This window comes from Streptomyces sp. NBC_00986 (genome assembly GCF_045162565.1).
In the GTDB taxonomy this organism is placed as follows: domain Bacteria; phylum Actinomycetota; class Actinomycetes; order Streptomycetales; family Streptomycetaceae; genus Streptomyces.
Map to the genome: position 1 here is coordinate 2,536,101 of NZ_CP108733.1, position 13,175 is coordinate 2,549,275.

The 13,175-nt window shown below is 72.1% G+C and carries 9 protein-coding genes; 3 read left to right on the forward strand and 6 right to left on the reverse strand.

Annotation, left to right across the window (positions count from 1 at the left end):
• The first annotated feature begins 20 nt into the window (after positions 1–20).
• A complete protein-coding gene (locus tag OG504_RS11105) occupies positions 21–2,819 on the forward strand; it encodes an ATP-binding protein (protein WP_405989649.1) in 2,799 nt (932 codons plus the stop codon).
• A 10-nt stretch (positions 2,820–2,829) separates the two neighbouring features.
• On the opposite strand, the gene OG504_RS11110 is transcribed toward OG504_RS11105, so the two are convergent.
• The 6 genes from OG504_RS11110 to OG504_RS11135 all read right to left on the reverse strand — a co-directional run bounded on the left by OG504_RS11110 (position 2,830) and on the right by OG504_RS11135 (position 9,232).
• Complete coding sequence (locus OG504_RS11110) at positions 2,830–3,681, reverse strand: GNAT family N-acetyltransferase (protein ID WP_405989650.1); 852 nt, start codon at positions 3,679–3,681, stop codon at positions 2,830–2,832.
• 115 nt (positions 3,682–3,796) lie between these two features.
• Positions 3,797–4,486: an alpha/beta fold hydrolase gene (locus OG504_RS11115; protein ID WP_405989651.1), complete on the reverse strand. Its 690-nt coding sequence runs from the start codon at positions 4,484–4,486 to the stop codon at positions 3,797–3,799.
• 82 nt (positions 4,487–4,568) lie between these two features.
• Entirely contained in the window at positions 4,569–5,492 is a 924-nt protein-coding gene (locus tag OG504_RS11120; RefSeq protein ID WP_405989652.1) for an alpha/beta fold hydrolase, read from the reverse strand.
• A gap of 85 nt (positions 5,493–5,577) precedes the next feature.
• Positions 5,578–6,546, reverse strand: a complete 969-nt coding sequence (locus OG504_RS11125; RefSeq protein WP_405989653.1) for an RNA polymerase sigma factor — start codon at positions 6,544–6,546, stop codon at positions 5,578–5,580.
• A gap of 249 nt (positions 6,547–6,795) precedes the next feature.
• Positions 6,796–8,172 carry an MATE family efflux transporter gene (locus tag OG504_RS11130; RefSeq protein WP_405989654.1) on the reverse strand — a complete coding sequence of 459 codons (1,377 nt, stop codon included), beginning with the start codon at positions 8,170–8,172 and terminating at the stop codon, positions 6,796–6,798.
• 46 nt (positions 8,173–8,218) lie between these two features.
• Complete coding sequence (locus OG504_RS11135; RefSeq protein WP_405989655.1) at positions 8,219–9,232, reverse strand: LacI family DNA-binding transcriptional regulator; 1,014 nt, start codon at positions 9,230–9,232, stop codon at positions 8,219–8,221.
• A gap of 137 nt (positions 9,233–9,369) precedes the next feature.
• On the opposite strand from OG504_RS11135, the gene OG504_RS11140 reads away from it, so the two are divergent.
• The gene (locus OG504_RS11140; RefSeq protein WP_405989656.1) at positions 9,370–10,524 is read left to right on the forward strand and encodes a Gfo/Idh/MocA family protein; all 1,155 of its coding nucleotides are present in this window, start codon (positions 9,370–9,372) and stop codon (positions 10,522–10,524) included.
• A 142-nt stretch (positions 10,525–10,666) separates the two neighbouring features.
• Positions 10,667–12,988 carry a LuxR C-terminal-related transcriptional regulator gene (locus OG504_RS11145; protein WP_405989657.1) on the forward strand — a complete coding sequence of 774 codons (2,322 nt, stop codon included), beginning with the start codon at positions 10,667–10,669 and terminating at the stop codon, positions 12,986–12,988.
• Positions 12,989–13,175: the final 187 nt, after the last annotated feature.

Consider the following 13,175-nt stretch of genomic DNA (forward strand, 5'->3'; position numbering starts at 1 on the left):
CGACCTCTACGGGAGGCGTCATGGCATCGGCAGCCCTCACCCCGCCGGTCCTCATCGGACGGTCGGCCGAACTGGCCGTCCTCGACGGGCACTTCGACGCCTCCCGTGCGCGGGGAGCAGCGCTGATGCTGACCGGGGAGGCCGGGGTGGGCAAGACCGCCCTGCTGGAGGCCGCGGCGCCGCGCGCGTCCGGGGCGGGCTTCCGGGTGCTGCGGATCTCCGGCTGCCCGTTCCAACGGGGCGTCAGTTTCTCGGCGTTGAACCAGCTGCTGCAACCGCTGGCCGAGGGGATCCCCGCGCTGCCCGCCCGGCAGGCGGAGACTCTCCAGGCGGTCCGTGGGCTGTCCGACGAGCAGCCGACCGAACTGCTCGCCATCGCGAACGCCCTGCACGCCCTGCTGGAACGGTCCACCACCGAGGCCGGTCCGCTCGCGCTGTTCGTCGACGACGTGGCGTGGGTGGACCGGCCCAGCGCCACGGTCCTGGGCACCCTCGCCCGCTCCCTGCACACCGGTCGGATCGCCGTGCTCGGCGCCTCCCGGACAGGCGACGAGTCCTTCCTGAGCAACATCGGGATTCCCGAGTACGAGGTCCTGCCGCTGGACGACGTCTCGGCGAACGAGCTGGTGGCCGAGCGGTTCCCCGCGATGACGGCCCGGGTCCGCCGGCGGCTGGTCGCGGAGGCCCGGGGCAACCCCCTCGCCCTGCTCGAACTGCCCGTCCCCCTCAACGACCTGCAGCAGCGGGAGCGGGGCACCCTGCCCGCCGTACTGCCGTTGACCGAGCGGCTCAAGGGCATCTTCTCCACCCGGGTCGCCGCGCTCCCGGCCGCGACCCGGAAGCTGCTGCTGCTCGCCGTGCTGGACGGTTCGGGTGACCTGCACATCCTGCAGCGGGCGTCGGGCGGACCGGGCGGTCTCGCCGGGCTGTCCCCCGCCGAGCGGGCCGGACTCGTCCAGGTCGACGGCGTCACCGGCAGACTGGGGTTCCGGCATCCGCTGACCCGTTCCGCGGTGCTGGATCTGTCGACCAGCGAGGAGCGCCGGGCGGCTCAACTGGCTCTCGCCGCCGAGCTTCCCGAGGGTTCCGAGCACCGGGCCCGGCACCTCGCCGACGCGGCCGTGGGCCCCGACGACCAGGTCGCCGCCCTGCTGCACGAGGTGGCGTACGGCATCCTGCGCCGCGGTGACGCGGTCGGCGCCATCACCGCCCTGCTGCGCGCCTCGGAGTTGAGCGCGACCGGCACGGACAAGGCCCGCCGGCTGGCGGAGGCGGCCTGCCTGGGCGCCAACATCACCGGCGATCTGCGCAACGTCCGCGCGCTGCTGGTCAACGCCGACCACGCCGACCCGTCCGGCGTCGACTCCCTCGCGGCCGCCACCGCCGCGGCCAGTCACCTCCTCAACGGCGAGGGCGACGTGGACACCGCCCACCGGCTGCTCATCGGCGCCATCGAGGCCCATACGTGGCCCGACGACACGGAGATGGTCGAGGACATCTTCCGCGAGGCCCTCAACACCCTTCTCATGGTGTGCTTCTACGGCGGCCGGCCCGAGCTGTGGCACTCCTTCGAGGATGTCGTGAAGCGACGGCGTCCGCCCACGTCGCGCCGCCTGCTGCCGGTGATCCTCGGTACCTTCGGCGATCCGGCGTACGGCGCGCTGCCTTTCCTCGACCGGCTCGACCACCTCGTGTCCGGACTGCACCAACAGCCCGATCCCGTACGGGTCTTCGGCATCGCGCTCTCCTCCTCCTACATCGACCGCCTCCCGGGCTGCCGGGGCGCGCTGCGCCGGATCATCGACGACGGCCGCGACGGCGGGGCCGTGGCCCTGGCGATCCAGGCACAGTTCCTCCTGGGCAACGACGCCTACGCGGGCGGCCAGTGGGACGAGCTGCTGGAGATCACCGAAGAAGGCCTCGCCTGGTGCGCGACGTACGACTACCGGCTCACGGCCTCAACAGGCCACTTCCAGCGGGGACTTGTGGCCGCAGCGCGCGGCGACGGCAGCACCGCCCGCGGGATCGCGGACCGGCTCGTGTCCTGGGGCAACCCGCGCGGACTGGGCGCGCTGCGGATCTACGCCTCGCACATCCGGGCCCTGTCGGCGCTCGGCGGCGCGGACTTCGACACCGCCCACCGCCTGCTGCGGGCCCTGGTCACGCCCGGCGAGGTGCCGGGGTTCATGCCGCACGCGCTGTGGCTCCTGCTGGACTTCGCCGAGGCCGCCGTGCACACCGACCACCACGAGGAGGCGACCGCGCACATCGCGGCGGTCCGCAAGACCGACATCCCTTTGATCTCACCCCGGTTGGCCATGCTGACGGATGCCGCCGAGGCGATGGCGGACCCGGACGTCATCGACCACGACCTGTTCGAGGCGGCCATCGCCACGCCCGGCGCGGAACGCTGGCCGTTCGACTGGGCGCGGATCTGCCTGGCCTACGGCGAGCGGCTGCGCCGCGCCAAGGCGGGCGGCGCGGCCCGGGTGCACCTGGACGCGGCGCTCGGCACGTTCGAGCGGCTCGGTGCCGCCCCGTGGAGTGCGCGGGCGGCCAACGAACTGCGGGCGAGCGGGATTCCCGTCAAGCCGCTCCAGCCCGTCGAGTCCGACGGCCCGGACCGGCACGCGCTGCTGACTCCGCAGGAGCGGGTGGCGGCCCAACTGGCAGCCACCGGGCTGACGAACAAGCAGATCGCCGCGCAGCTCTTCCTGTCGCCGCGCACGGTGGCGGCCCATCTCCGCAGTGTCTTCCGGAAGTTGAACGTCACCTCTCGGGGCGGCCTGCGCGACGCGCTGACCGGCCCCATGCCGTGACGCCTCCCGGTCAGCTCGCGTCGGGTTCCGACTGCCAGGTCCAGTTGGGGCGTTCGTAGGCCACCTCGAAGCCGAGGCGGAGCATGTTGTGCAGGGAGCTGTTGTGGGTGCCGGCCTGCTCGGCGCCCGTCTCTGCGACGAGGACACGGCACCCCAACTCCCGTGCCGTGCGCGCCCGGGCGGCGAGCAGGGCGGTCTGCCCGCCACGTCCCCGTGCGTGGGGCAGTACGGCGCCGGCGAACATCTGCGCCGTGTCACCGCGGACGAGCATGGTGCCGGTGCCGACCAACTCGCCCTCCAGCCAGGCCCCGTAGGGGTGCCAGCCCGCCCGGGACACGGTCGCGGCGCCCATCTCGGCGTAGTGCTCGACCGGTGTTCCGAAGGCCTGCATCATCACCGTGCCCCATTCCAGGGCGTGTTGGGCCTCCAGCGGGGTGACGCTGATGCCGTCGGGCGGTACGTCCAGGGCGTCGGCGCGGGCGACGGCCTCCTCGGCGCTGCCGACGAGCTTCACCCAGGACGAGGACTGGACGATGCCTTCCCGTGCACAGATCTCCGGCCAGTCCTCGGGCAGGAAGGCGGGCGCTATCTGGAAGGCGGCCTGCGGGGTGCCCGCCGCGCGGTAGAAGTCGCAGACCTCTTCGACGAGTTGGGCCGTGACAGGTGCGGCGACACCGAAGCCCAGGGCCTTGCTCCAGAAGCGGGTGCTGTCGTTGCGCATCGACAGCACCACACCGCCGCCGATCCTCGTGGCGGTCATGCCCAGCGCGGTACGGACGGGCTCCGGGGTCTCCGTCTGGAATCGGTAGAGGGCCTCCGCCTCGGACTGCTCGGCGACAGACGGCTGGACGACGGTCGTCATGAGTCTCTGTTTCCCTCTCGGGTTGTCCCGGCTTCCCTCGGGAAGCTACGCGGACAGCCCGCCTGTGAACAGGCGGGCTGAAGCGGGGAGTTGACATACGGTCAATGGTCGGCGATCAGGCCTGGTGGTTCGCCGCCTGCTTGATCAGGTCGGCCACCGCCGCGGGCTGGGAGACGTGGATTGCATGGCTGCCGGCGGCCTCGGCCACGGTCGCTCCGGCGCGCTCGGCCATCTGGTGCTGGACCGGCGGCGGAATCATGCGGTCCTCGGTCGTGACGAGGTACCAGCTCGGCTTGGTCCGCCAGGCCGGCTCGGTGATCGCTCCGCCCACCGCGTCCAGGCCCCACGGAACCTGCGCGTCGGCCAGGAACGCGGCGTCCTCGGCCGGCAGGTCGCCCGCGAAGGACGCGGCGAACTTGTCACGGTCCAGGAAGAGGAAACCGTCGACCGGCGGCAGGATCGGCGGCACGGGCGCGCCGGGTGCCGGGTCGGCGACCAGCGAGCCGACCGACTCGCCCTTGTCCGGCGCGAAGGCCGCGATGTAGACGAGCGCGGCGACACCGTCGTGGCGGCCGGCCTCGGTGATCACGGCACCGCCGTAGGAGTGGCCGACGAGGACGGCCGGTCCGTCGAGGGCGTCGAGGGCCCGCTGGGTGACCGCCACGTCGTCGGCGAGGGACACGGTCGGGTTCTGCACGACGCTGACGTTGTAGCCGTCCTGGGTGAGCAGGCGGTGCACCGACTGCCAGCCGGAACCGTCGACGAATCCGCCATGCACGAGAACGATGTTCTTCACGGCACTCATGCCGATGCTCCTTGTTTGTCGGAAACCCTGCGGGCAAGTCCAAAGTAGGCCGGACCGCCCGCCGGGGCTTCGACCAAATGACCTAGTTGCCGGCAGGGGTCCCGGCATCGCCGACGGGGGCCTCGACGAAGGCCGTCACCGCCTTCGCGAAGGCCTCCGGTTCCTCCAGGTGACCGAAGTGCCCGCTGTTCTCGAAGATCACCAGCTCCGAACCCGGGATGAGCTCGTGCAACTCCTCCGCCCAGCGAACCCCGCAGATGACGTCGTGGCGGCCGACGAGCACGAGGGCAGGCACGGTGAGGGAGCCGAGGTCGGCGCGGTCGTCGATGACGTCCGGGGTGAGGTCGTCGTCGAGACCGGAGATGTACGTGGCCGTCACCCCGGCCCGCGCGGGGCCGAACTCGTCCTCACGGCCCCAGAAGTCGGCGAAGTACGCGGGGAAGATCCCCCGCGCCACGGCGGTCATCTGCGCGTCGTCGGAGATGGTCGGGATGCTCTGGAACGCTCCAACGACCTCGGGGAGCGCCGGGTTCTCCGCGTGCCGGGCGGCGAACTCCTGCACCAGACGCATGGCCTCGGCGCCGTGCTCGGAACCGGTCACCGGGGCGCTGTCGTAGAGGATCACGCCCGCGATGCGGTCGGGGTGGTGCAGGGCGTGGTACTGGGCGACGAAACCGCCGTGCGAGTGCCCGAGGAGGTGCACCTCGGGGACGCCGAGGTGCTCGATCAGCGCGGTGAGGAAGCGGCTGTAGCGGGCCCGGGTGTAGCCGTGCGGGTGGGACGGGAGGCGGCCGGAGGCGCCGGTGCCGATGGGCTCCGGGTAGACGACCGTGAGGTGCTCCTCCAGCGCCGGCATGCGCAGGTAGTCCCAGAAGATGCCCGGTCCGCCGGAGTGCGCGATGCAGACCGGTCCAACGCCGTGGACGTGGTAGCTCTGCGTGACCCCGCCGATCTCGACGGTGTGGGTCCCGGTGGCGAGCGGGTCGGTCGAGGGGGTGGTGCTCATGGGATCTCCCTGTTCGGCATACGGCGATGACACGGACAGGACGCGGGAGAAAGGACGAAGTTCGAAATGAATGATGTGACGCCGGTCACACGATGAGGGCGTGCGGGATGGGCACCGGCCGGGGATGGACGAGACGCAGCCGGTGCACCCGCCCGGCACCGTCCAGACTCATCAGCCACGCCACGGCGGGCGGGCAGTGGTCGGGGTCGTCCTCGGGATTGCTGATGTCCATCTCCCAGACGACGAGCGACCGCCCGGCCACGGCGTGCGCGAGATGCTGCCGTACGCCCGCCTCCAGATCGCACTCCATCCCGCGCACCAACAGGCTTCTGCCGCCCACCGGTTGGTTCCCCCGCACCAGCGCGGCCTCGGGCGACCAGCGCTCGGTCAGCAGCTTCCCGAAGTGCCCGCTCTCGGCCGCGTGCAGCGTCTCGCGCGCCTCGATCCGACTGGCCCGGGTGCGCCGCCCGACGTCACCGTGCGGAGCGTCGGCCGTCGCGGCGAGGGCCAGCGCGAGCTTGGCCCGCCCCTGACTGAGCCGGCTCCGGACCGTTCCAACGGGCACCCCGCAGGCCTCGGCGATCTGCTCGTAGGACGTGACCCCGACACTGAAGTGCCGCAGTACGAGCGGCAGCCGCAGCGCGGGAGACAGTTCCTCGATGGCCTCCCAGATCCAGCCCCGCAGGGCGTGCCGCTCCAGCCACCGCTCAGGACCGGACTCCGCGACGGGCACATGCAGATCGTCGAGCGGCCGGAGATCGACGCCTCCCCGCAGCAACGACCGGGCGGCGTTCCGCACGATCATCCGCAACCATGCCCCTACGGCCTCCGGGTCCCGTACATCCCCCACGCGCCGGAGCGCGGTCAGCGCCGCGTCCTGCACCACGTCGTCGACATCGGGCCCCGGCCCCAGCACGCTCACGGCGACGGCCCGCATCCCGGCCCGGTGCCGCTCCAGCAGCAGCCCCAGGGAGGCGACGTCCCCGGCCTGCGCGGCCAGGGTGAGCGCCGCGTCCTCGATGCGCGTGATCTCACCCAGGTTCCGGCTGCTCATGCTGCCCCTCTTCCGGCGCCACCGTCGGTCGTCCGTACGACCGTAATGGGCGCGTGCCGCGACGTCACATCGCACGGACGCGCACCGGGACCGACGTCGCACCAGGTGCCCGCGGCGGGTACCCGGGTCCCGCACACCGCCGACACGCCCCGGACCAAGGGTGTTCAGTGCCTGTTCAACGACTTGGACCGGTCCCTACGACCGTTGCGGGCGTGCCCGGTTGACGACCGGAGGGGATTCAGGGACTGCTCAGCGCCCGCGCCCAGGCTCTCGTACCGCGTCGGCGGTGCCGTCCCGCACGGCCGCCGGCGGGGTCGCGCCGACGATCCGCCCGCTGCGCCGCCGGAAGGAGACGAACTTGGTCACGGCCTGGAGAAGGTTCGCGCAGGCCAGCGCGGTCCACAGCCCGGCCAGCCCCGCGGTGTCGGCGACCGGCACGGCGAGGGCCGCGAGCACGCCGAACCACACCGCCGTGGACACCAGGCTCGGCACGGTGCGCTTGAGCCCGACGAGCCCGAAGCCCGCCACGGCCTGCAGGGCATCGGTGACGACCACCGCGAGGACCAGCGGCAACAGCCGTACGACCTGGTCCGCGAGCCCCGGATCCTTGGTGAACAGGCCGATCACCGGGTCCCGCAGCACGACCAGGACGGCCCCGAGCGCTACGACCGCGCACAGGGCGACCCCGATCCCGGCGTCCACACTGCGCCGGATGCGCGCGAGGTCGCGGTCCTCGGCATACCCGGCGATCAGCGGCACCGTGGCCTGTCCGACCGCCACGGCGGCGGTGAAGACGACGTTCACCAGCGACTCGGAGACGCTGTGCACGGCGGCGCTGTCGGTGCCGATCCGGGCGGCGGCGAAGGTCAGCACGCCGAGCACGGAGAACTTCACCAGCACGGTCGCGCCGAGCGGCACGCCGACCCGGGCTAGCCGCAGCACCTCGCGCGGATCGGGCCTGCCGGGCCGGATCGGCCGCCCGGCGAGCACGGTCCGACGTCGCAACGCGTACTGATTGAGCCCGGCCCCGACCGCACTGGAGCCGAGCATGGCCACCCCGGCCCCCGCCAGCCCGAAACTGGGCAGCGCCCCCGGCCCGCCGACCAACACCACCGACAACGCCACGGACACGCCGGTCCCCACCAGCCCGGACCGCATCACCTGCGCCGACCGCCCGAGTGCGACCAGCACGGACGAGGCCGACGAGTTGACGGCGATCAGCAGCACACTGCCCGCCAACATCCAGGGAATCAGCCCCAGTTGATCGAGCACGACCCCCGGCACCCCGAACGCCCCACCGAGCAACGGCACCGCGCCGACCCCCGCCGCGCACACCCCACCCACGACGAACGCCAGCCACATCCCACTCCGCACCACCGGCAACAGCCCCTCGGGATCGTCCCGATGAGGCGCCACGAACGGCATCACCCCGCGCAACGCCCCCGCGACAGTGGCGGTCGCCGGACTGAACACGGCGATCGTCACGGCGAACGCGGCCAACGAGACGGTCGCATGCCGCCCCAGAAGCGCGGTGTCGACAAGCGACCCGGCCGACGCGGCGAGGGTACTCACGTACAGCGGCGCGGCGGCCCTGGCGATGGTCATGAAGGCGGTGCGTTCAGTCACGCTCGCTCATCCTGCCAGTCAACTGCCGCTCCATGCACGTGAGTTACTACGGCGTCCCGGCCTCGGAGGGCGCCCCCGTACTCCCCCGCACCTCAAGCCTCGGCTCCGTCAACACCGTCTCCTCATTCCGCTTCGGATCCCTCATCCGTTGGACGAGAAGCTGCGCGGCGCGACGGCCGATGTCGTGGCTGCCGTTGTCGACGGAGGTGAGCCAGAGGTGCCGTAGGCGCGCGAGGTACGTGTTGTCGAAGCCGACGAGGGACAGGTCCCGGGGCACCTCGAGGCCCAGTTCCTCGGCCGCCGAGAGCGCGCCGACGCACGCGATGTCGTTGAAAGCGAAGACGGCCGTGGGGCGTTGGGGGGCGGTGAGCAGGCGGACCATCGCGCGGTAGCCGCCCTCCTCCGTGTGGTCGCCCTGTTCGACCGTCGCGAGGTCGGTCAGGCCGTGGTCGTGCATGACCTCTTCGAAGGAGATGCTGCGGAGTGCGCCGGCAACGCCCTGGCCGGCGATGTGGGCGATACGGCGGTGACCGAGGTCGATGAGGTGTTCGGTGGCCAGGGCGGCGCCGTACGAGTCGTCGCCGGCGACGACGTCGACGTGGGGCAGGACCGGTTCGATGGCGCCCGCGACCACCGTGGGGATGTGGGTCGCGGCGGCGAGGAGTTCGTCGGAGCCGGGGAGGGTGCCCACCACGATCAGGCCGTCGACGCGGAGTTCCGTGAAGATGCGGGTGAGGTCCTCGCCGAGGTGCCGGTTGAGGCGGCCGTCGGCCAGCATCATGTGCAGGCCGTTCTCGTGGAGGCGGGAGCCCAGGCCGTCGAGGAGTTCCACGAACCAGGGGTTGCGCAGGTCGTTCAGCAGGACGCCGACCGAGCGGGTGCGGCGCTCACTGAGGCTGCGGGCGGCGGCGTTCGGGCGGTAGCCGAGTTCCGCCACGGCGGCCAGCACGGCCTGCCGTTTCTCCGGTCGGACCTGCTCGGATCCGCGGAGCACCAGGGAGACCAGGGATTTCGACACACCGGCCCGCTCGGCGACGTCACGGATGGTCGGAGCGCTCATGGCTGGACCGTTCCATGCGGTCGCGCCCCCTGTCAAAGGCGCGGACACTCGGTGTTGACGTGCATGTATTGACATCAGGATGAATGGGTTCCAGTGTGGCGGGGACAGTTTATGGACCGGTCCAAAGAAGGGCAGTCATGGTGACCTCTCTCGGTGTTGCCGTCGTGGGCTTCGGATGGATGGGGCGGGTCCACACCCAGGCGTACGCCCGTGTCCCGCACCACTTTCCGCAGCTCACCCTGCGGCCGCAGCTCGTGACGGTCGCCGAGGAGGTGCCCGGGCGGGCCGAGCAGGCCGCCGAGCAGTTCGGCTTCGCCTCCACCACCCGCGACTGGCGCGAGGTGGTGGACGACCCGCGCGTGCAGGCGGTGAGCATCACCGCGCCGAACTTCCTGCACCGCGAGATCGGCGTCGCGATGGCGGAGGCCGGCAAGCACATCTGGATCGAGAAGCCGGTGGGCCTCTCCACGGCGGACGCCTCCGCCGTGGCCGACGCGGTCACCAAGTCCGGCGTCCAGAGCGCGGTCGGCTTCAACTACCGCAACGCGCCCGCCGTCGAGGCCGCCCGCGACCTGATCGCCTCCGGCGATCTGGGCACGGTCACGCACATCCGCGTCCGCCTCTTCAGCGACTACGCGGCCCACCCGGACGGCGCCCTGACCTGGCGCTACGAGCTGGAGCGCGGCGGCCACGGCGTCCTGGGCGACCTCGCCTCGCACGGCGCGGACCTGGCCCGCTTCCTCCTCGGCGACATCACGTCCCTGGCCGCCGACACCGCGATCTTCCTGCCGCAGCGAGCCCGCCCCACCGGCGCGACCGCGGGCCACGCCCTGGCCACCGGCGGCGAGTTGGGCCCGGTGGAGAACGAGGACTACGTCAACTGCCTGCTGCGGTTCGCCTCCGGCGCCCGGGGTGTCCTGGAGGCCTGCCGGGTCTCGGTCGGCGAGCAGAACAACTACGGCTTCGAGGTGCACGGCACCAAGGGCGCGGTGTTCTGGGACTTCCGCCGGATGAACGAGCTGGCGGTCAGCCGCGGCACGACCTACCAGGACCAGCCCGTCACCACGGTGTATGTCGGCCCGGGCGACGGCGAGTTCGGCGCGTTCCAACCGGGCGCGGCGAACGCGATGGGCTACGACGACCTCAAGGTGATCGAGGCGTACCGCTTCCTGCGCTCCGTCGCCGAGGGCGTGCCGTACGGCGCGACGCTCCCGGATGCCGTACACAGCGCGGCAGTTCTGGACGCCATGGTGCGTTCCGTCGAGACCGGTACCTGGGCGAGCCCGGCGTGAACGGCGCGCGCGTCGCCTGATCGGCGCGCCGCCGGGCGCCCGCGCGATCTCGCGCCCACCCGCCGGACTCGACTACCGTTCACGCTCGGGAGTCACTCGCCTACGCTGTGGTGACCGGTTGGCGGACGGGTATGGGGGCGGCATGGGATACGGCTTCGGACAGCGGCGGGGCGGTCAACTCCCGGTGGAGTTGACCAGCTTCGTCGGACGCACCGAGGAACTCGCGGTGCTCCAGGGCGAGTTGGCGCGCTCGCGGCTGGTCACGCTGGTCGGTCCGGGCGGGGTCGGCAAGAGCCGTACGGCACTGCGCGCGGCCCGCGCGGTCGCGGACCGGTTCGCCGACGGGGTGCGGCTGGTGGAGCTGTCGGCCCTGCACGACCCGGAGTTGGTGCCGCCCACCCTCGCGGGCGTCCTCGAACTGCCCGAGCAGTCCGGCATGACCCCGTTGGACGCCATCGTGGAACACCTGCGCGGGCGGCGGATGTTGATCGTCCTCGACACCTGCGAGCACCTGGTCGACGCGTGCGCGATGCTCTGCGACATCCTGCTGCGCGAGGCCCCGGGGCTGAGCGTCCTCGCCACCAGCAGGCAGCCGCTGGACGTACCCGGTGAGCGCTGTCTGCCGATCGCCCCACTGGCCCGCGTCGACGCCGTCGACCTGTTCGCACAGCGCGCCGCGGCGGTCACCGGCGGCACCGCCCTCGACGACGCCGACCGGGAGCACACCCTTGCCCTCGTCGACCGCCTCGACGGCATCCCTCTCGCCCTCGAACTCGCCGCCGTACGTCTGCGGGCCGTCCCCCTCGCGGAACTCGTCGCCCGCCTGGACCGTCACTGCGAGGTCCTCACCGGCGGCCGGCGCACGGCGCTCACCCGCCACCAGACCCTGCGCGCGGCCATCGACTGGTCCTACGACCTGTGCACACCCCAGGAACAACTCCTGTGGGCCCGGCTGTCGGTGTTCGCCGGCTCCTTCGAACTGTCCGCAGCCGAGCAGGTGTGTGCGGGCGGCGACCCCGGTGGAACGGTCCAACTCGACGGCGAGCAGGTCGTCGAGGCCCTGATCGGACTCGTCGACAAGTCGGTCGTCCAGCGCATCGGCGAGGACGGCGGCCGCTACCGGCTCCTGGACACCATCCGCGAGTACGGCACCGCGCGCCTGGCCGCCACCGACGACGCGGAGGCCGTGCGACAACGGCACTTCGCGCACTACGACGCACTCGTCGACCGCTTCTGGAACGGTCTGATGGGCCGGGGCCAGGTCCGACTGCACCATGCCGTACGCGCGGAGATCGCCGACGTACGGGCGGCCCTGGAGTACGGCTGCGCCACCGAGGGACGGGCCACGGACGCTCTGTGGCTGGCGACACGGCTCGGCGCGTACTGGCGGGCGGCCGGGACGCTGTCGGAGGGCCGGTACTGGATCGACAAGGGGCTCGGCCTCGTCCCGCAGGACTCCGCGACGCGGGCCTGGGGGCTGTTCATGACCGGGGTGTTCGGGGTCTGGACGGCCGATCTGGAGACGGCGTTGGACCGGTTCCCGCAAGCCCTCGACGTGGCGCGCCGCGTCGGCGAGAGCCGCGTGGAGCTGTTCAGCGAGGGCTACTTGGGCGCCCTGACGCTCCTCGGCGGGGCCGTCGAGGAGGGGGCGGCCGCGCTCGAGACGGTCCGTCGGCGGATGATCGCGGCGGACGACGCGCTGGGCATCGGCGTCGTCCACTACGAAGGCGCCCTGCTCTACGCAGCGTTGGGCTTCACGGACCGCGCGCTGGAGTGGTGCGAGACGGGCCTGGCGTATCTGGAGGGCCGCGGCGAACGGCAGTTGTACGGTTCCACGCTCTCCGTCCAGGGCGTCATCCTCTGGCTCGTCGGCCGACCGGAGGAGAGCGCGACGGCGTTGCGCCGGGGCCTGGAGGCGGCGAGCGAGATCGGCGAGGTACTGGTCGCCGCGCTCGCGTCGCTGGGCCTCGCCTGGCACGCGGCCGGGCAGAAGCGGTATGTCAGGGCCTGCTGGCTGATGGGTTACGCGGAGCACGCGCGCCGGCTGGGCGGCGACCCGGTCGGCATGCTGCCCCGGCTGTTGGAGGAACAGGAGTCCCAACAGCGGGCGGTACGGGCGGCGTTGGGCGCCGAACAGTACGAGCGATGGCGGGAGGCCGGGGCCCGGATGTCGGGCCGCGAACTCCTGGACGCCGTACGGACCGACGCGGACGAACCGCCCGGCATCCCTACGCCCCGCCCCGCCACGTCCGAGACCCGCCCCGCCGATCCCCTCACCCGCCGCGAACGCGAGGTCGCCGCGCTGGTCACCCAGGGCCTGTCCAACCGGGAGATCGCCGAACGGCTCGTCATCTCCAAGCGCACCGTGGACGCCCATGTCGAGCACATCCTCGCCAAGTTGGGCATCGCCTCCCGTACCGAGATCCTGGCCGCGGCCCAGCCCGAGGGCACCAAGTCGGCGTAGGTACCCGGTACGTACGTACCCCCTCCGAGGCCCCCGCCGACGACTACGTGCACCGATATCGCCACCGATCTCCCGGAGTTCGGACCCCACGCACCCGCACGGCACCCCAAGCTGGTCCTACCGCCAGGGGAACGGGAAGTGTCGGGGCCGGCAGTGTTGGTCAACCCCACGGCTGTCATGGCAAGGC

Coding starts and splice junctions, on each gene's coding strand:
- OG504_RS11105 (WP_405989649.1), top strand. CDS start 21: ATGGCATCGGCAGCCCTCACCCCGCCGGTCCTCATCGGACGGTCGGCC.
- OG504_RS11110 (WP_405989650.1), bottom strand. CDS start 3,681: ATGACGACCGTCGTCCAGCCGTCTGTCGCCGAGCAGTCCGAGGCGGAG.
- OG504_RS11115 (WP_405989651.1), bottom strand. CDS start 4,486: ATGAGTGCCGTGAAGAACATCGTTCTCGTGCATGGCGGATTCGTCGAC.
- OG504_RS11120 (WP_405989652.1), bottom strand. CDS start 5,492: ATGAGCACCACCCCCTCGACCGACCCGCTCGCCACCGGGACCCACACC.
- OG504_RS11125 (WP_405989653.1), bottom strand. CDS start 6,546: ATGAGCAGCCGGAACCTGGGTGAGATCACGCGCATCGAGGACGCGGCG.
- OG504_RS11135 (WP_405989655.1), bottom strand. CDS start 9,232: ATGAGCGCTCCGACCATCCGTGACGTCGCCGAGCGGGCCGGTGTGTCG.
- OG504_RS11140 (WP_405989656.1), top strand. CDS start 9,370: ATGGTGACCTCTCTCGGTGTTGCCGTCGTGGGCTTCGGATGGATGGGG.
- OG504_RS11145 (WP_405989657.1), top strand. CDS start 10,667: ATGGGATACGGCTTCGGACAGCGGCGGGGCGGTCAACTCCCGGTGGAG.